Origin of the sequence: Pseudomonas sp. GM18, assembly GCF_000282195.1 — a bacterium.
GTDB lineage: Bacteria > Pseudomonadota > Gammaproteobacteria > Pseudomonadales > Pseudomonadaceae > Aquipseudomonas.
The window spans coordinates 14,935-33,458 of sequence record NZ_AKJT01000095.1 but is presented as its reverse complement, the minus strand read 5'-3'; the positions used below and the strand labels follow the sequence as shown (position 1 = coordinate 33,458).

The window sequence follows — 18,524 nt, the reverse complement described above, 5'->3', positions numbered from 1 at the left end:
CCCAGTGCCGCACTGCTTTAATGGTATTTTCAGGCCTGCATTTCACTGATGCCGACCTGTTGCAAAGCCGCGGCGAGGCTGTCGACCTGCCGCTGCTCGGTGTCTTTGAGCTGTTGCAATTGCTGGCCAAGAGTCGGTGCGCCAAACACACCGCGCAGCCCTTGGGAAGCATCACCCGCCTTGATTGACTGATTACCAAAGGTGTTCAGCGAATCCCCCTCGCTACTGGTGTTCTGATTGAACAGGCTCGACAGCGTGCTGCTGCCGAAGACCCCGCCATCGCCCCCGCCAAAACCGAGGAAGCCGTGGCCTGAGCCATCGCCACCGCTTTCGCTGCTGCTGAAGACCTGCGCGATGAAGCTCGGCGTCAGCGCCCCGTGGTTGATGAATATGTCGCCCAGAGGGCGAATGCCGTTGCCGATCACCCGTTGTTCAAACAGCGGGGCAAAGGTCAGCGGCGAGCCGAGATCGCCAGTGGGTGGGGTGAAGATGATCGGTTGCAATGGCACGTTCGGTGGATCGGCGACGACCACCGGTGTCAAGACCAAGGGGGGGGGCGTCGGTACGGTGTCGATCCTGTAGTTATTGGATACCGCGACGCTGGCGCCCAAGTTGCCTGCCAGGTCCGTCACATTGCTGGTGTCCAGCGCAATGAAGTTACTCGGGTCGGTAATGTTCGCGGCGGGCGTGAAGGTGCCGGTCCAGGTCTTGCCGCCGTCGCTGCTGACCAGATTGGTCAGTTCACCGTTGGTCACGCTCAAGTCCGACAAATCGAAATTGCTGACCGCCTCGCTGAACGTGAAGGTCACCAGCGTCGTCTGGCCAATCCCCAGGACCGGGTTGGCAACCACGATGCTGACGGTCGGACGGGTCGCATCGAGTGCGTAGTTGTTGGAGATGGCGATGCTGGCGCCGGCATTGCCCGCAGCGTCGAGCACATTGCCGGTGTCGAGCAGGATCAGGTTGGTCGCATCGTTGATGCTCGCGGTCGGCGTGAGCGTGGCGGTCCAGGTTACACCGCCGTCGCTGCTGGCCAGGTTGGACAGCACACCATTGGCCACGCTGATGTCCGACAGGTCGAAACCGGACACCGCTTCACTGAAGGTAAAGGTCACCGTGGTGGTCTCGCCGATCCCCAGTTTATTGTCCGCGACCACAATGGTCGCGGTCGGGCGAGCGGTGTCGATCGCGTAGTTGTTGGAATCGGTCACGCCGACGCCGCTGTTGCCCGACCCGTTGGTCACTCCGCTGTTATCCAGACTGATCAGGTTAGTGGTGTCCGTCACACTGGCCGTAGGCGTGAAAGTCGCGGTCCAGGTCACGCCGCCATCGCTGGACGAAACGCTGCTGAGAGTGCCGTTGGCGACGGTCAGGTCAGCGTTGGTGAAACCGCTCACCGCTTCGCTGAAGGTAATAGTTACCAGCGATGTTTCACCGGCCTTGAGGGCATTGTCGGCGACTACGATGGTGGCGGTCGGTATCTGGGTTTCCACCACATAGTTGGCCGAGTTGGTGGTGCCCAACCCGGTATTGCCGGCCAGGTCCGAGATGCCGCTGTTATTCAGGGTGATGAGGTTGCTGGCATCAGTAACCCCGGCAGTCGGGGTGAAGGTTGCGGTCCAGGTGATGCCGCCGTCGCTGCTGCTCACCGCGCTCAAGGTACCGTTGGCGACGCTCAAGTCACTGTTGTCGAACCCCGTCACCGCTTCGCTGAAGGTGATGGTCACCAGGGCGGTTTCCCCCGGTTTCAGGGTCGAATCACTCAGCACAATGGTGGCCGTCGGACGCTGGCTGTCGACAGCGTAGTTGTTGGAGTCGGTGGTGCCGCTGCCGGTGTTGCCGGCCACATCGGCCACCCCGGTGTTGTCCAGGGTGATCACGTTGGTCGTATCGGTGATGCTCGCCGCCGGCGTCAGGATAGCGGTCCAGGTGATGTTATCGCTGGTGCTCAGACTGCTCAGAATACCGTTGCTCACCGTCAGGTCGGCGATGCTAAAGCCGGTCACCGCCTCGGAGAAGGTGATGGTCACCACCGAAGTCTGACCCACCGCCAGCGCCGAGTCCGCGACCACGATGGTGGCTGTCGGGCGTACGGTATCGATGGCGTAGTTGTTGGAGTCAGTGGTGCCGCTACCGGCGTTGCCCGAGGCGTTGGTCACACCGCTGTTATCCAGAGTGATGACGTTGCTGGTGTCGGTGATGGCGCTGGTCGGGGTGAAGGTCGCGATCCAGGTGATGCCGCCGTCGCTGCTGCTGACGGCGGTCAAGGTGCCATTGGCGATGGTCAGGTCGGCATTGGTGAAACCGCTCACCGCTTCGCTGAAGGTAATGGTCACCAGCGACGTTTCACCGATTTTCAACGCATTGTCGGCCACCACGATGGTCGCCGTCGGCAGCACCGTATCGATGGTGTAGTTGCCGGAGTTGGTGGTGCCGCTGCCGGTGTTGCCGGCCACATCGGTGACACCGGTATTGTTCAGGGTGATGACGTTGCTCGAGTCATTCACGCCGACGGTCGGGGTGAAGGTCGCCGTCCAGGTGATGCCGCCGTCGCTGCTACTCACCGCCGTGAGCGTACCGTTGGCGATGCTCAGGTCGGCATTGGTGAAACCGCTCACCGCTTCGCTGAAGGTAATGGTCACCAGCGAGGTTTCGCCCGCAGTCAGCGTCGTATCGGCCAGCACAATCGTGGCAGTCGGGCGAACAGTGTCGATGGCGAAGTTATTGGAATCGGTGGTGCCGCTGCCGGCGTTGCCCGCCAGGTCGCTGATGCCGGTGTTGTCCAGGGTGATCAGGTTGGTGGTGTCGTTGATGCTCGCGCTCGGGGTGAAGGTTGCGGTCCAGGTGATGCCACCATCGCTGCTGCTCACCGCCGTGAGTGTACCGTTGGCGATGGTCAGGTCGGCGTTGGTAAGACCGCTGACCGCTTCGCTGAACGTGATAGTGACCAGCGAGGTTTCGCCGATTCTCAGCGCCGTGTCCGCGACCACGATGGTGGCCGTCGGGCGCACGGTGTCGATCGCATAGTTGTTGGAGTCGGTCGTGCCGGTGCCCACGTTACCGCTGGCGGCGGCCTGCACGCCGGTGTTGTCCAGGGTGATCAGGTTGGTCGCGTCGGTGATGCTGGCGGTCGGGGTGAACGTCGCCGTCCAGGTAATGCCGCCGTCGCTGCTGCTGACAGAGGTCAAGGTGCCGTTGGCGATGGTCAGGTCGGCATTGCTGAAACCGGTTACGGCCTGATCGAAGGTGATGGTCACCAGTGACGTTTCGCCGATTTTCAGTGCGTTGTCGGCTATCACGATGGTCGCGGTCGGCGGGGCGGTGTCGATCGCGTAGTTGTTCGAGTTGGTGGTGCCGCTCCCAGAGTTGCCCGCCAGATCGCTGACCCCGGTGTTGTTCAGGGTGATCAGGTTGGTCGGGTCATTGATGCTGGCCGTCGGGGTGAATGTCGCGGTCCAGGTGATGCCGCCGTCGCTGCTGCTCACCGCCGTGAGCGTACCGTTGGCAATCGTCAGGTCGGCGTTGGTGAAACCGCTCACCGCTTCGCTGAAGGTAATGGTCACCAGCGAGGTTTCGCCCGCGGTCAGCGTCGTATCGGCCAGCACAATCGTGGCGGTCGGGCGTACGGTGTCGATGGCGTAGTTGTTGGAGTCGGTGGTGCCGCTACCGGCGTTACCCGACAGATCGCTGATGCCGGTGTTGTCCAGGGTGATCAGGTTGGTGGTGTCGTTGATGCTCGCCGAAGGCGTGAAGGTTGCGGTCCAGGTGATGCCGCCGTCGCTGCTGCTCACCGCCGTGAGTGTACCGTTGGCGATGGTCAGGTCCGCATTGGTGAAACCGCTCACCGCCTCGGAGAAGGTGATGGTCACCAGCGAGGTTTCGCCGATTTTCAACGCCGTGTCCGCGACCACGATCGTGGCCGTCGGTCGCACGGTGTCGATGGCATAGTTGTTGGAGTCGGTCGTGCCAATGCCCACGTTACCGCTGGCGGCCGCCTGCACGCCAGAGTTGTCCAGGGTGATCAGGTTGGTCGCGTCGGTGATGCTGGCGGTCGGGGTGAAGGTCGCCGTCCAGGTAATGCCGCCGTCGCTGCTGCTCACCGCCGTGAGTGTACCGTTGGCGATGGTCAGGTCCGCGTTGGTGAAACCGCTCACCGCCTGATCGAAGGTGATGGTCACCAGTGAGGTTTCGCCGATTTTCAGTGCGTTGTCGGCGACCACGATGGTCGCGGTCGGCGGGACGGTGTCGATCACGTAGTTGTTCGAATTGGTGGTGCCGCTGCCGGTGTTGCCCGCCAGATCACTGACCCCGGTATTGTTCAGGGTGATCAGGTTGGTGGTGTCATTGACGCTGGCCGACGGCGTGAAGGTCGCGGTCCAGGTGATGCCGCCATCGCTGCTGCTCACCGCGCTCAGCGTGCCGTTGGCGATGGTCAGGTCGGCGTTGGTGAAACCACTCACCGCTTCGCTGAACGTAATGGTCACCAGCGAGGTTTCACTCGCGGTCAGCGTTGTATCGGCCACCACAATCGTGGCGGTCGGGCGCACCGTATCGACGGCGTAGTTGTTGGAGTCGGTGGTGCCGCTGCCGGCGTTGCCCGCCAGGTCGCTGACTCCGGTGTTGTCCAGGGTGATGAGGTTGGTCGTATCGGTGATGCTGGCGGTTGGGGTGAAGGTTCCCGTCCAGGTGATGCCACCATCGCTGCTGCTCACCGCCGTGAGCGTACCGTTGGCAATCGTCAGGTCGGCGTTGGTGAGGCCGGTGACCGCTTCGTTGAAGGTGATGGTCACCAGCGAGGTTTCGCCGACTTTCAGCGCAGTGTCCGCCACCACGATGGTCGCGGTGGGGCGTACGGTGTCGACCGTGTAGTTATTGGAGTTGGTGGTGCCGACGCCGGCGGTGCCCAGACCGTTTATCACCCCGGTGTTGTCCAGGATAATGACGTTGGTCGTATCGGAAATACTGGCGGACGGGGTGAACGTTGCTGTCCAGGTGATGCCGCCATCGCTGCTGCTTACCGCACTCAAGGTGCCGTTGGCGATGGTCAGGTCCGCATTGGTGAAACCGGTCACGGCCTCGGAAAAGGTGATCGTCACCAAGGACGTTTCGCCGATGCTCAATGTGGTGTCAGCAACCACAATGGTCGCGGTCGGCGGTGGCGCATACGCGGTGTTGAGTACACCACCGTCGTTGTAGATGGTCGCGAAGGAGGTCGGCGAGGTGCCGGTTGAACCTCCGCCCTGCGCGGTACCGCCTGCACCACTGGCCGCGGCATTACCGGCCAGGGCCGCGAAGTTGGCGGCCGTCATCAGCAGCGTGCCTTTGTTCCAGATCGCACCGACGCCCCGGCCGCCAATGCCGCCATTACTGGCATTGCTGCCTTGGCCACCGCCACCGCCACCGCCGCCACCGGCGCCGATGTTGTTGCTGATGGTCGACGTGCCGATGACGGTGATGGTGCCGCTGCTGGCGTTGTAGATCCCGCCCACCGCATTGCCGCCAGCACCACCTACCTTGTCCCAACCGGCCCCGCCGCCGCCACCGCCAATGGAAATCGTGCCATTGGTGGCTGTCGCACCGTTACCGCCGTTGCTGTAATAGGAAACGCCCACCCCGCCAGCACCGCCAGTGGTGGTACCGCCGCGACCGCCCATGTGGGTGGCGTCATAACCGCCGCCATAACCACCGACACCGCCGCTGCCCGCCTGGCCGCCCAACGTGCCGGTGCCCGGCCCTGCCGAACCGCCATGCCCGCCGCCCTGGCCGCCCAAGCCGCCGCCGCCACCACCGCCACCGCCGTAAAAAGCGCCGGTGACACCGCCGCCGCCACCGCCACCGGATGCGGCGTTGGAGGTCACGGTAACGTTGTTGAGGGTCAGAACCCCGGCGTTGAAAATACCCCCGGCCATCGCGCCCGTGGCACCGTAGCCACCGTTGCCACCATTGCCCGACACCAGGCCACGGGTGATCACCAGGCCATCGAGCGTGACGATACTGCCTGAGCTCACTTCAACCACTCGGGTCTTGTACTGACCATCGAGAGTCACATCTGCCACACCGTCGTTGTTCAAGTCGCCATCAACGTAGACGTTCTTGTTGATCAGCAACTCGGAGGTCAACTGCACCGTCATGCCGCTGCCGAATGTGACAATATCGCCGTTCTGCGCCGAGGCGAGGGCGGCACGCAACGAGCCGACGCCCGTGTTGGCGTTGTTGGTGGCGGTCCAGGTGGCCAGGCCCCACTGATAGTCGCTCATGGCCGTGGTCGAGAGGACGTTGGCGCTTTCAATGTTGCCGGTGGCAATTTCCAGATTCCAGTCGCCACCCACCCCAGTGCGGTTGCTGGAAGCGGCGATATCACGGCCGGTCAGTTGCGCCAGCGAGTCGACGAAACTCAAGCCGCGCTCGCCTTCGGCGGTGTAGCAGCCGTAGATCAAAATGTCGCCGCCAACGTTCATGTCCTTGCCGATTTCCGCCAGCACGGCGCTGCGGGCCGCGACGTTATCGGCCGACAGATAACTATTACCCAGCCACAGATCGCCTGCGTTGCCGTGGGCGATGATCTGTACCGAACTGATGCCCTGATGGGTATCGAGGTAGTCGGCAATCTGCTGCAAGCCGTCCTTGCTCGCGTCCAGCTGAACCACCTGAGTGCCGGGCGCGACGCCTTTAAGCAGGCTGTCGGCGTCCTTGACCCGCGAATCGATGAACACCACGCTTTGCCCCGGCACCGCGACAGGCGTCGGGGTTGGCGTGGCATCGGCCTGGCCGTGGGTGTCCTTGCTGGCGACCGACTGATCGGCAGTCGGTGCCTTGACCGCGTCGGCGGTGGTATGGCTGTCAGCCTGGGCGGTATCGGCAACCGTGGCGGCCACCGCGCCGTCGAACAGCATGCGCGGCTCCAGGGACATAATCATTGGCGAGGCCAGCGCTCGTGCGCCTTGAGTAACCCGCGACTTGCCTTTGCTCCACCACATGCTGCTCACCCGGACTCGAACTTTTTGACAGATCAATGAAAACGCCTCGATCAACTGATCGCGGCGTCGGCTTTCATACGAATGACATTGGCAGCGCTGGCTGAGCCATCGAGCCAAAAGGACAACTCGGCGTACTGCTTGAACAAGTCCGGCGGCAGGATCGTGCGCCTGGACTGCAATTGAACCTTGGCCTTCACCTTGTGCAACCCCGAGAGGCCAAGGGCCTGGTCGAATTCCGGCGCGTCGTAGGCCAAATGATCGAAATCATGTTCGAACCAGGGTTCGCCGATGAAGTCGTAGACCAGCCGCATCACCCGCTCCGGCGCTTGACTCAGCAGGTCGTAATCGATGATCAGCAGTGAGTCGGCGTGTTCGCCGTAATAGGCTTCCTTGAGGGCGGCCCAGGAAAACCCCACCAGTCGATTGCGCTGGGCCAGGGTTTCGCAGCGGCTGTAGACCGTGTTGCGCTCGACCGCATCGCCGAACAGCTTGGTGTTTTCGAAGGGATTGGCGCGGTACAGGCGCTCGATGCTGTCCATGACCCAGGCGACATTACGCACACAGGCAATGATCTTGGCTTGAGGGAACAGATCGCTGATCGCCGGCAGGCGCGAACTCCACAAGCGGTTGGTGTCGAACACCACTGGTTTGTCGGCCTTGTCGGCGTAGTAAGAATCGAACAGGCCGCGCAACAGGCGGCGACGCATATCAGTGTCGATCACCGCGCCGAATTCGCTGCCGGCGCTGCATTGCTCCAGGACACCGGAAAAAAGTGCGCCCACAGGGCTGGTCATGCCGGCATGAAAACGCGGGTTCTGCAAAAGAATGGCAGAAAGCAGGGTCGAGCCCGAGCGCGGCAAACCGGAGATAAAGTGGAATTGTTGCAATCCATTCACCCGTCATTCAGTCCTTTGTACGACGGAGCGTAGACCATGAATGGCCCTACAGCTAGTGGTGTTTTGATATCAAATCGGAGCTAAATCGACTGGAAAACGCGATTTATATAACGGACTGAAAGATGAATCGTTTCAGTCCTGCCCCACCGGATTACTTCAGTACATACAAGCGTGCCTCGGCGCCGCCCGCCCGGGCATCGCTGACGCGTTGCCAGCCTGCGGGCAACGGCGCGAACTCGTCCGGCCCCTCAATGGTACCGACCAGCCATACTCGTCCAGTGCCTTTGGGCAAGGCGCCTAGGCTATCCAGATAGATGTCATTGGTCACCAACGTGCCAAAACCGTAGGCGTTCGGCCTGCCCGACCGACCATCGGCCAACGGCGGCGTGTACAGCATCGGTTTGGCGTTGGTCTGGTTGTAATAGACGTAACTCAGGTACCAGAGCATGTCGCTGGTGACGATCCGGTCGCCGGGCATGAAGTGCTGGTTCACGTAGTTGACCATGACGCTGATCTGATCGTCGGTATCCACCGTGGCATTGTTCTTCAGCCCCACCAGCTCGACGCCGGCAAACAGCAGCAGCACGGCCAACGCCAATACCTTGAAGTCTGCGTATAAGCGATCGACGGCCAGCGCGACAACCATCGGCAGGCCCAAGGCATAAGCAGTCAGGTAACGCTCGATGAACACCGGCGAGATGAATGACACCGCAAACACCAGCAATAACGGGAGCGCGATGTAGATCACCGCCAGCGCACTACCACGGAACACACTGCGGTCGCGGGCCAGCGCCACGCCCACCAGCGCCGCCAATGCCAGTGGCAGCGCGATAAAAATCAGCGTGGGCAGGTTCTCGCCATCGTCCTGGATCAAGAGCGACCAGATCATCGACGGCAATGAGCCGAGCGTGACGGGGGGCTCCCACCCCACATCGCCATTGGCCTTGAGCAGATCCATGTGCTGGATCAGATCGATCAGGCTGGGCACCCACGGCAGGTACAACAGCACAATGGCCACATTGGCCAACCACCAGCCCGAGCGCTGAATGTGCCGCAGTCGATACCCTGGCTGCACACGGATCAGGCCCAGATACAACCAGTGACACAGCACACACAGCGCGGTGAAGTAATGGGTGTAGAACGCCGCAGTCATCAGCAGGGTGTAAATCACCAGGTAGCGCGTGCGTTGCGGCCGTTTTATCCAGCACATCAAGGCGATCGTGGCAGCGATCAGCCACAACCCCAGCAGCGAATACATCCGCACTTCCTGACTGTAACGCACCGCCGTGGGCAACAGCGCCAGCAGAACCCCGGCCAGCAACGCGGCACGGCGGGTCGCGAGCAGGTCCACCAGCCAGACGCCGAGCCCGACCGTGACAATCCCTGGCAGCGCGCTGAGGATGCGAATCGAAAAAATGCCGTCGCCGAACAGTTCGATCCAGCCGTGCAGCAGCATGAAATACAGCGGCGGATGCACATCATGGGCCGCGTGCTCCCAGATCCCGGCCAGGGAATACTGGCTCAGCAACAGGCTGGAACCTTCATCACCCCAGATCGCCGCCGCTGTCAGGTCGTAAAACCGCACCAGCGCGGCCAATGCCAGGATCGGCAGCAGCCAGTGCTCCCGCGCCCATCGCAGCAAGCGCCGGGCAGCCGCCCACGAGCCCGGCATCGCGTGCGGATCCTGGGTATCGCCCAGCGGTGTTTCTCTACGCGCCTCCATTGCCTCCCCTTGCTACAACCCTGTGAGCTTTGACTTGGTGAGCTACTACCCAGTGAATACGGAAGTTTCCCGAGCACTGTAGGACAGCCGCAGGCCCGTCGTCGATGCCGACTTTGCGACGGACGACGTCCGGCAATCATTGCGATCTGCGTCTACGCTTTGGCGTGGCGTGACCCAGCCACGGAGATGAATGGAGTCGGCTGATCACTGCGAACTACCCGGATAACCGGGCCTGCAACGTGACGCATCAGACACTAACCTGAGGGATGAGGAACTATGGAAGTATTCATGGGCACTATCCAACCTTTCGCCTTTAACTTCGCCCCCAACGGCTGGGCCCTGTGCTACGGCCAAACGTTGGCGATTTCACAATACCAGGCGCTTTTCTCACTGCTGGGAACCTACTATGGAGGCAATGGCACCACCAATTTCATGCTGCCCAACCTGCAGGGTCGTCTGCCAATGGCCCAGGGCAACGGCCTGGGCCTGACCCCGCGCGTCATCGGCGAAGTCTCCGGGACCGAGAGCGTCACCGCGACCATCAATAACCTGCCCAACCACACCCACGCCTTGTCCGGGCTCACGGCCACCACCACCCTGCAACTGGCCAGCCCGGCGAGCAACCCGGTCACCAACCCGACCGCGACCAACTCGTACATCGGTGCCTCGGGCGGCGGGCCAGGCTCGGCGAGCATCTATTCCGATCAGCAAGGTGCCGCGGCGGTGCCGCTCAAGGGTGTAACCAGCACAGTGACGGGGGAAATCTCGTCCGCCGGCAACGGTTTGCCCATGTCGGTTTTGAACCCGTTCCTGGTGCTCAACTTCAGCATCGCCCTGAACGGGCTGTTCCCTTCGCGTAACTGAGGGTCTGGTCGGGGGATGCACATCCCCCGGCCACTTTTGCTTGATGGAGGGATGCCATGCTGCAACAGGTTCAAAGCCAACACTTTCAGGCACTGCTGGGCAAGACCGGGACGCTGCGGCTGCCCGATGGCAGTGAGTTGCCGATCCATATCGACACCCTGAAAGAAACACCCCATTCACAGATGCCCAAAAGCGAGCGCATGCCGTTCAGCGTCGAGCTCAACAGCCTGCAACCCACTGACTTTGTCGATGGTTTGTGTGCGCTGGAGTTGCCGGAACTGGGTCAGGTGGAAAATATTTTCGTCTCGCGAGTGCCGACCATGGGGCGGGATCCCGATGTGGGTTATTTCTACATCGCGTTCAATTGAACAGTGTGGGAGCGGCGGTGGATTCAACCCTGCGGATACCATACCAGCCGCTCCGCCGCGGGATTTCGCTCCTCAACCTGAAACCCCAGCGCCAGGTAATGCTGGCGCGCATGGGGATTGTTGGCCCAGACCACCGTCGCCACCGGGCAGCGGATTTGTTGTGCGGCTTTTTGCACGCCTTGCAGCACCGTCCGCCCATAACCCCGGCCTCTGGCCTGGGGGATAAACGCCAGGTACAGCACGCGAATTTCATTGGGACCAAAGTCGGTGGTCAGCGCGCCGATGGCCGTGTCGAGTTTCTCGATCACGTAATGCATGGCGTTGGGAAAGTTCTCCCCCAGCCCTTGTTCCTGCACGTTGAATTGCTGGGCAACCACCTGTTGGACCACTTCCTGCTCGCCGTCGATCCATTGCAGATCCGGCCGCGCCGCCTGGTAAAGGCTGTGCAGAAAAGGTCCATCGCTGGCCCGCGAAGGCCTGACCACCAGGCCGTCCGCTGCCACTGAATCGCTGCTCGCCATCGCTGTTCTCCCTTAGAAACCGCTTTCCCTGACCCCCAGGGCCGCCATGCGCCGCCAGGCAACGCCCAGCAACGATTCGCCTCTGCCTTGCAACACCACAATGCCGCGCAAAGGTTGCACCGGCGTCGGCGTATTTTCGAGGATGCTCAAGCGCGCGCCATACTGCGCCTGCACCGGCTCGGCGCGCTGATGCTGATCCCGGCGCACGGCAATCGGCCCGTGGTGATCGGAGGTCAGTGCTTCCTGATCGACATAGGCCACGCCGTTGGTATCGATTTCGCTCAATTGCACGGCGATCGCCGGGTGCATCGGGTCATCGGCAATGAACCGTCCGCTGGCACCCGGGGCGACACGCCAAAGCTCAGCTTCAGCCAGATAACCGCGCAACCGTGCGCCGTCCTCGACCACCCGCGCCAAAGGATCCTTGGTCGAAAGCCAGCGACCGACCGTTAACTGTGGCAACAGATCGCGCACATTGCCGGTGTGGGGAGCACGCAACAACAGACGCTCACGCTGGGCGACCAGGCCTCGGTACTCGGCCACCGCTTCCGCCAAGCGCTGTTCGACGATTCCGGCGTCGGCCGCGGTTTCGCTGCGGCTGGCCTGACGACGCATCTGCAACTGCTGAATCTGGAGCTCGCGACGGACGATGGCCTGGCGTGAGTCCAGGTCCGGTGATTCCAGCTCGATCAGCACCTCGCCCTGGGCGACGACCTGGCCGTCGTGGACATTCACCGTTTTGACCCGCGCCGCCACCGGCGCGTACAGGGCACTGGCGCGGCCTGCTTCCAGCATCGTCGGCAACTCCACCGCGCTGCGCCACGGCAGCGCCAGCAGCAACAACAATCCGAGCAATGTCAGGCCGCTGAGCAGTACCCGAGGCGTATGCGCCTGTTCGCGACGGCTCCACCATTGTCGCCACTCGCTCAGGATCGGCAGGAAGATGAACCACACCAGTTCCACCAGCATCAGGAAGATCCCCAATACCTTGAAGAACAGGTGATAAACCGCCAGCGCAATCCCGAAAAACAACGCCGCGCGCCACAGCCACGAGCCGTACCCCCAGATCAACAAACGCCGCTGCATCTTCGGCGACCACGGCTCCGGTGCCGGGGCAGCGTAGCCGAACAGGAACTCGCGCAATCGCCAGCGACACAGGGCAAAGGCGCGCCCCTGTAGGTTGTCCACTTCCCAGAAGTCGCTGAGCAAGAAGTAGCCGTCGAAACGCATAAACGGGTTGAGGTTGATCACCAGCGTGGTGATCCAGGTCGCACTGGCGAGCATGAATGCCGCCGTGCGCCCGGGGCCATCGGGGAGCAGGGACCAGGCGAGCAGCGCGATACACGCCAACACCAGTTCCGCCAGCACCCCGCCGGCGCCGATCAGCAACCGTGCACGTCTATCGTTGACCCGCCAGGCGTCGCTGACGTCCGTGTAAAACATCGGCAGCAGCACCATGAACGCCACGCCCATGCTCTGCACCCGACAACCGGCACGCTTGGCCATGAAGGCGTGGCCGAATTCGTGGCACAGCTTGGCGAAAAACAGCGCCACCGCGAACGCCAGCGCACCGCCAAGGCTGAACAGATGCGGGAAGGTGGCAATGAATCGCTGCCAGTCCCGCGACACCAGAAACACCCCGAGCCCCAGCGTCGCGGGCAATCCGTAGCGCAATGCGCGCGGGCCGAAACGCTCCAGCCACGGCCAGACGCGATTGAGAAAGGCGTCCGGGCGCCACAGCGGAATCCGGAAAAACAGGTATTGATGCAGCAGGATTTTCCACAGGCTTTGGTGCTGAGCCGCAGCCTTCAGGCTGTAACTGGCACGCTGCGGTGGGTCGAGGGCGCTGATCAAGTCGTGGCCACGCAAAAATTCCAGCAATTGCTCAAGCGCCGCGCCATCCAGCGGCAGCCCCGGCTCACGGTTGGCGGCACGCAGCACTTGCTGTGGATCGCCCAGGGACCAATGACGCAGCAGGCGCATCGCCGCTGCGCCGAGTTTGAAATAACGCCCACGCACCGGGTCAGCCAGGGTCCAGCACGGTGACCCGTCGAGGGCCGGGGCCGCCGTCGACAATTGCAGGTCTGCCCGCAGGCTCGGCAGGCTCATCTAAAGGCCCACGCTCTGACGCAACCCGGCCAGCGGTCGACGCAACAGGTACAGCGCCAGCGGCGCACGGTCGCCGAAGACTTTCGCGGTGCCACGCAGGCCAATGCGAGGCGGTGCGCCGTCGAACGTCGCATCCAGTCGATAAGCCAATTGCCCGGCAGCCGTTGGCTGCGCCTCGTAGGCCGAACGTTCGAGTCTGGCCTGGTGCCGCTGCAGCGGATCGCTGTCGAGAAACAGTGCGACCTGCGCCCCAGGTTCCAGGGAAATCGCATCGCCCACGGCCAATTCGATGCGCAACTCGGCCTGGTTCGGGTCGGCGAGTTCCATCAAGCGCTCGCCGGTCTGCACCGGTTTGCCGGTCCAGCGCTCGGCGTCGGCGAACACCGCGATGCCGTCCCGCTCGGCGCGCACTTCGCTGCGCTTGAGCAGTTCACGGGCGTAATCCCGTTCGGCGCGTTTCTGCTCGACGCGGGCCGCCAGCAGATCGATTTTCGAACTGGATTCGGCATCGGCGAAGGAGCGTTGGGAATTGGCCTTGAGTTCCGCCTCGGCAACGCCCAGAGCGCGCTCGGCCACATCAGCCTGAGCCTTGAGCGTGGTGCTTTCGAAGCGCAGCAACAGGTCGCCGGTTTTCACCGTCTGATTGGGTTTGACCAGGAACTCGGCGATCACCCCGTCCAACGGCGCCGCGACCACCCGGCCGCCCAACGGGACGACCTCGGCCGGTGCCAGCACTGATTGGCGCACCGGAATCAGCAACCCGAGCAACAACACCGCGACCAGTGCCACCTGACGCTTACGCGTCCAGCGCAGTCGCCAGGGTTTGCGCGGTTGCAGTGCCAGCCAGGCATGGCTGTAAGTGTCGCCCAGTTGCGACAGCAGCACTTGCTCGGAAGGGTTCCATGGCACATCCCGCGCCAGCCACAGCCCGCCGAAGATCTCGCCCTGATGATCGATCAGCGGCAGCCAGAACACCTGAGCGGCCGACAGACTTTGCCAGTCGGCCTGAATCGATTCGCTGAGCAGATCGGGCGCGATCACCCGTGCCTGTTTCAGCACCTCGAGCTTGAACAGCTGCGCGACCGCTTGCTCGACAAACGCCACGAACGGCGCATTCGGTTCCACCGCACTGACACCGGTCACCGCTTGCACCTTGCCGGTGATCAACAACGCGGCATGACGGAAACCGAACAGCGCCTGGCCGTCATTGACCAGGCTGTAAGCCAGTTGCGAAGGATTGCGAGCGACGCGGGTCTGGCGTTCGAGATCAAGAAACCTGGCGAACACCTGCTCCGCGCCGCCCGTTACCGGGGCGTTCACTTGAGCTCCGCGAAACGTGCCGTTCCGCTCATGCCGGCCAACAGACCGCTGGCGTTGGGCAGCGTCGCCACCAGCAGCAAGGTCTGGCTGCCTTCGTCGATCCGCGCGCCAAGGCGCTTTACCGTGGCATCCAGCGGCTGACCGGTTTCATCGGGGACAAAACTGAACGTCTGGCCGGGCTTGAGCTTGCCCATCCAGCGTGACGGCACCAACAGGTGAATTTCCAGGGTGCGGTTATCGACCACGTCCAGCAACGGCGTGCCAGCGGCGACGCTTTCGTAACGCTTGACCTTGCGCTCGACGACCTGGCCATCGAACGGCGCGACTACGCTGCAGCGCTTGACCTGAACCTGATAAACCTGAGATTGCGCCTGGGTCTCGCTGACCTTGGCCTCGGCCCGCGCCACTTCAAAGCGCCCCACCGAATTCAACGCCGCCAGTTGCCGGTTATGAGTCAGCTCCTCACCGGCGCCACGGTTGGCGGCCTGAGCCGCGTTGAGCTGAGCCTGATAAGCCGAACAGTCAAACCGCGCCAGGGTGTCGCCCTTTTTGAACGACTCGCCCTCACTGAACGGCAACTCGACAATCCGCCCGGACAACTCGCTGGCGAGCACCGCCTGATCCCGGGCTCGCAGCACGCCACGGGCCTCACTGCTGGCTGACGCGTTACCGCCGACCGCGTTGCTTTCCAGCAACGGATCGTCTGGCGCAGGCGTTTGCGCCTGTACTACGCACGTTACAAAGGTTAATCCCGCAACCCAAATACGAAAACGCCGCATAACCGTAACTCCCTGACGGATGAACGGAGTCTACGACAGCGGGGAGGCTCGTCAAGCGGATGGCCATCATTGGTTGGAGCGCGCGTTGGCGGATAGGTATTAATTTCCTTACAAACCATCCGGAAAGTTCCCACACCATAGTCGGACAACCACACATTGCAGGCGCAGACATATCACCTTAATCTCGCCGAACAGAACCCTACACGCAGCGATTAAGTTCGCTGGCAGTCAGGGTGAAGAAACCGGCTCCGGCCGGTTTTTTCGTTTTTCTACGAGCAGATTAACGCTGCGCCATCTCCGCCACCGGATACACCGACTCCCATCCCCCACCCAACGCCTTGTACAACCCCACCATCGCCAACGACACCCCGGTCGAGCTCTCGACCCACTGCTGTTGTGTCGCCAGCAATTCGCCTTGCACGGTCAGGACGTTGACGAAATCCACCACCCCTTCGACGTATTGCTGTTGCGCGGTGCGCAGGGCGATCTGGTTTTGGCGCACGGCTTCGGCGAGGTGGTCACGGCGCAACTGACTGGCGTTGTAGGCGGTGAGTTGATTGTCGATTTCATGCCAGGCCCGCAGCACGGTTTGCTGGTAGGCCAGCGCCGCTTCCTGTTGTTGGGCTTCGCGCAGGTGCAACATGCCGCGCAAGCGGCCGCCGTCGAACAGCGGCAGGCTGAATTGCGGACCGATGCCGAACGAGCGCGAGCCCCAGGAGCCGAAATCACTCAGTTGCAGGGCTTGCGAACCGATGTTGCCCGACAGGGTGATCCGCGGATAAAAGTCCCCCTTGGCCACGCCGATGCTGGCGGTAGCGGCATGCAGTCGGGCTTCGGCCTGACGGATATCCGGGCGGCGCTCGGCCAATTGCGACGGCAAACCAATGGCGACCTGACGCGGAGTTTGCGGCACCGGAGCATCTGTGGATAACTCGGCGGACAGCGCTTGCGGCGGTTCGCCCATCAACAGGCTCAGCGCGTTGATCAGTTGCGACTGACGCTGCTCCAGCGCCGGTAAACGTGATTCGATGGCCGCGACTTGCGCGGCGGCTTCGGCGACGTCCAGATCCGTCGCAACACCGTCGGCCAGGCGCAGTTGCGAGAGTTTCAAACTATGCCGGGCGACGTCGAGGTTCTGCTCGGTGACGGCCCGGGTGCTTTGCACACCGCGCAGCTGAATGTAGTCCTGAGCCGTTTCGGCGAGCACCGACAGCAGCACCCCACGGCGATCGTTTTCCGCCATCTCCAGGGTGGCATCGGCGGCTTCGGTTTCACGGCGCACCCGACCCCAGAAATCCAGTTCCCAGGAGGCGGAAAAGCCTGCATCCCATAGGTTGTACGCCGAGTCGCCATTGTTGCCCGACGGATCGTTCAGGCCTTCACCGCTGTTGCGTTTGCGCCCGTAGCTGCCGGTGGCGGCGGTGTTGGGATAGCGCTCGGCGGTGATCACCTGGCGCGCGGCGCGGCTTTGTTGCAAGCGGCTGCTGGCGAGTTTCAGGTCGAGGTTGTCGGTCAGGGCGCGTTGGGTCAGGGCCGAGAGTTTCGGATCGTGGAACACTTCCCACCAGCGTTCGTCCATCTCGTTGGGAACGACCTTACTGGCGGCGGCTTTGGCCGGTTTCGACCATTGGGCAACTTGCTGCGGCTGAGGGCGCTGGAAGTCCGGGCCGACGGTGCAGGCGCTCAATGAAAGCAGGCTCAACACAAAAACTACTGAATGAATGCTGACTCTGTGGCGAGGGGGCTTGTCGGACCGCCGCACCGCCCCGTTGGGCCGCGCAGCGGACCCGAAATTTGCGAGCGCTGCGCACTCGAACGGGGCGGTGCGGCGGTCCGACAAGCCCCCTCGCCACAGGGATGTGCGACTGGCGAAATTCATCGTTGTGCGACCTCATGCTCATCGGCGGTAGCGCTGGCAGTATCAATACTCGCCTCCACCGACATCCCCACCCGCAACCGCTCGACCAATGGCTGGCCCGGGTCGAGGATGATTTTCACCGGAATTCGTTGCACAACCTTGGTGAAGTTGCCGGTGGCGTTGTCCGGTTTGACCGAGGCGAACGTCACACCGGTGGCCGGTGCGATGCTCTCGACGCGACCCTGCAGGGCTTCGCCACCAAGGCTGTCGACATGCACTTGCACGTCCTGCCCCGGCTGCACGTCGGTCAGTTGGGTTTCCTGAAAATTGGCGACCACATACGCCCGTTCCAACGGCACCACGGCCAGAATCTTGCTGCCCGGCGTGACATAGGCGCCGACCCGCACCGCACGCTCGCCGACCATGCCATCCAGGGGGGCAACGATGCGCGTATAGGACAGTTCATAACTGGCCATTTCCAGCGCCGCTTGCGCTCGTTTCAGCCCACCTTCGGTGGCATCGCGCTGGGCGGTCAGGATCTCCACTTGCTTGCGTTCCGCCGCCAGCACCGCTGTGGCATTGGCCAACCGGGCGGTGGCCTGATCGATGCGCGTGCGCGCCTGCTGGGCATTCTGCACGGTGCCGGCGCCCACCCCGGCGAGGTGGTTGTAGCGGTTCAGTTCATGTTCGGCGAAGGCCATTTCCGCCTTCGCCGAAACCACCGTAGCCTGGGCCTGAGCGATCACCGACGTCTGGCGCTCCAGGGTTGCCCGGGCGTTTTGCAGCTGCGCCCTGGCCACCAGAGTTTCAGCGTCGGCAGCCTCAGCGGCAGCGCGCAGGTCACGGTCGTCGATCAACGCCAGCAGTTGCCCGGCCTTGACCTGTTGGTTGTCCTCCACCAGCACTTCCTTGATGAAACCCGCCACGCGCGGCGCCACCAGGGTGAAGTCCGCCGAGACGAAGGCATCGTTGGTGCTCTGCTGTGTACGCTTGCCGAACACACCCGGCGCCAGCAGGTAAATCAACACGCCGACCGCCATCACTGCGGCAACACCGACAGCGATTTTTTGCTTTGATTGAGTCGTCATAAAAACCTTCTGTTTCAGTGA

Annotated in this window: 11 protein-coding genes; 2 read left to right on the top strand and 9 right to left on the bottom strand. The window is 62.6% G+C overall.

The features are described from left to right. Positions 1-29 precede the first annotated feature (29 nt). From PMI21_RS04760 to PMI21_RS04770, 3 genes are all read right to left on the bottom strand, one after another. Positions 30-6,977 carry an Ig-like domain-containing protein gene (locus PMI21_RS04760; RefSeq protein ID WP_033064193.1) on the bottom strand — a complete coding sequence of 2,316 codons (6,948 nt, stop codon included), beginning with the start codon at positions 6,975-6,977 and terminating at the stop codon, positions 30-32. Positions 6,978-7,027: 50 nt separating this feature from the next. Then, complete coding sequence (locus tag PMI21_RS04765) at positions 7,028-7,873, bottom strand: sulfotransferase family protein (protein ID WP_007940990.1); 846 nt, start codon at positions 7,871-7,873, stop codon at positions 7,028-7,030. Positions 7,874-8,024: 151 nt separating this feature from the next. Beyond that, entirely contained in the window at positions 8,025-9,596 is a 1,572-nt protein-coding gene (locus tag PMI21_RS04770; RefSeq protein WP_007940989.1) for a glycosyltransferase family 39 protein, read from the bottom strand. 276 nt (positions 9,597-9,872) lie between these two features. On the opposite strand from PMI21_RS04770, the gene PMI21_RS04775 reads away from it, so the two are divergent. Together PMI21_RS04775 and PMI21_RS04780 are read left to right on the top strand one after the other, a co-directional pair. Further along, entirely contained in the window at positions 9,873-10,460 is a 588-nt protein-coding gene (locus PMI21_RS04775) for a phage tail protein (RefSeq protein ID WP_007940988.1), read from the top strand. A 56-nt stretch (positions 10,461-10,516) separates the two neighbouring features. After that, entirely contained in the window at positions 10,517-10,828 is a 312-nt protein-coding gene (locus PMI21_RS04780) for a DUF6916 family protein (RefSeq protein WP_007940987.1), read from the top strand. A gap of 23 nt (positions 10,829-10,851) precedes the next feature. On the opposite strand, the gene PMI21_RS04785 is transcribed toward PMI21_RS04780, so the two are convergent. The 6 genes from PMI21_RS04785 to PMI21_RS04810 form a co-directional block, all read right to left on the bottom strand. Beyond that, entirely contained in the window at positions 10,852-11,349 is a 498-nt protein-coding gene (locus PMI21_RS04785) for a GNAT family N-acetyltransferase (protein WP_007940986.1), read from the bottom strand. Positions 11,350-11,361: 12 nt separating this feature from the next. Further along, entirely contained in the window at positions 11,362-13,458 is a 2,097-nt protein-coding gene (locus PMI21_RS04790) for a biotin/lipoyl-binding protein (RefSeq protein WP_007940984.1), read from the bottom strand. Beyond that, positions 13,459-14,778 carry an efflux RND transporter periplasmic adaptor subunit gene (locus PMI21_RS04795; RefSeq protein ID WP_007940983.1) on the bottom strand — a complete coding sequence of 440 codons (1,320 nt, stop codon included), beginning with the start codon at positions 14,776-14,778 and terminating at the stop codon, positions 13,459-13,461. Beyond that, positions 14,775-15,557 carry an efflux RND transporter periplasmic adaptor subunit gene (locus PMI21_RS04800; protein WP_007940982.1) on the bottom strand — a complete coding sequence of 261 codons (783 nt, stop codon included), beginning with the start codon at positions 15,555-15,557 and terminating at the stop codon, positions 14,775-14,777. The genes PMI21_RS04795 and PMI21_RS04800 overlap by 4 nt, the downstream gene beginning before the upstream one ends. Positions 15,558-15,837: 280 nt before the next feature. Further along, complete coding sequence (locus PMI21_RS04805; RefSeq protein ID WP_007940981.1) at positions 15,838-17,436, bottom strand: efflux transporter outer membrane subunit; 1,599 nt, start codon at positions 17,434-17,436, stop codon at positions 15,838-15,840. Further along, positions 17,433-18,503, bottom strand: a complete 1,071-nt coding sequence (locus PMI21_RS04810) for an HlyD family secretion protein (protein WP_007940980.1) — start codon at positions 18,501-18,503, stop codon at positions 17,433-17,435. The genes PMI21_RS04805 and PMI21_RS04810 overlap by 4 nt, the downstream gene beginning before the upstream one ends. Positions 18,504-18,524 lie beyond the last annotated feature (21 nt).

Excerpts from the sequence above, each read along its gene's own strand:
- PMI21_RS04775 (WP_007940988.1), top strand. The coding sequence starts at position 9,873 with ATGGAAGTATTCATGGGCACTATCCAACCTTTCGCCTTTAACTTCGCC.
- PMI21_RS04810 (WP_007940980.1), bottom strand. The coding sequence starts at position 18,503 with ATGACGACTCAATCAAAGCAAAAAATCGCTGTCGGTGTTGCCGCAGTG.
- PMI21_RS04805 (WP_007940981.1), bottom strand. The coding sequence starts at position 17,436 with ATGAATTTCGCCAGTCGCACATCCCTGTGGCGAGGGGGCTTGTCGGAC.
- PMI21_RS04785 (WP_007940986.1), bottom strand. The coding sequence starts at position 11,349 with ATGGCGAGCAGCGATTCAGTGGCAGCGGACGGCCTGGTGGTCAGGCCT.
- PMI21_RS04800 (WP_007940982.1), bottom strand. The coding sequence starts at position 15,557 with ATGCGGCGTTTTCGTATTTGGGTTGCGGGATTAACCTTTGTAACGTGC.
- PMI21_RS04790 (WP_007940984.1), bottom strand. The coding sequence starts at position 13,458 with ATGAGCCTGCCGAGCCTGCGGGCAGACCTGCAATTGTCGACGGCGGCC.
- PMI21_RS04780 (WP_007940987.1), top strand. The coding sequence starts at position 10,517 with ATGCTGCAACAGGTTCAAAGCCAACACTTTCAGGCACTGCTGGGCAAG.
- PMI21_RS04760 (WP_033064193.1), bottom strand. The coding sequence starts at position 6,977 with ATGTGGTGGAGCAAAGGCAAGTCGCGGGTTACTCAAGGCGCACGAGCG.
- PMI21_RS04770 (WP_007940989.1), bottom strand. The coding sequence starts at position 9,596 with ATGGAGGCGCGTAGAGAAACACCGCTGGGCGATACCCAGGATCCGCAC.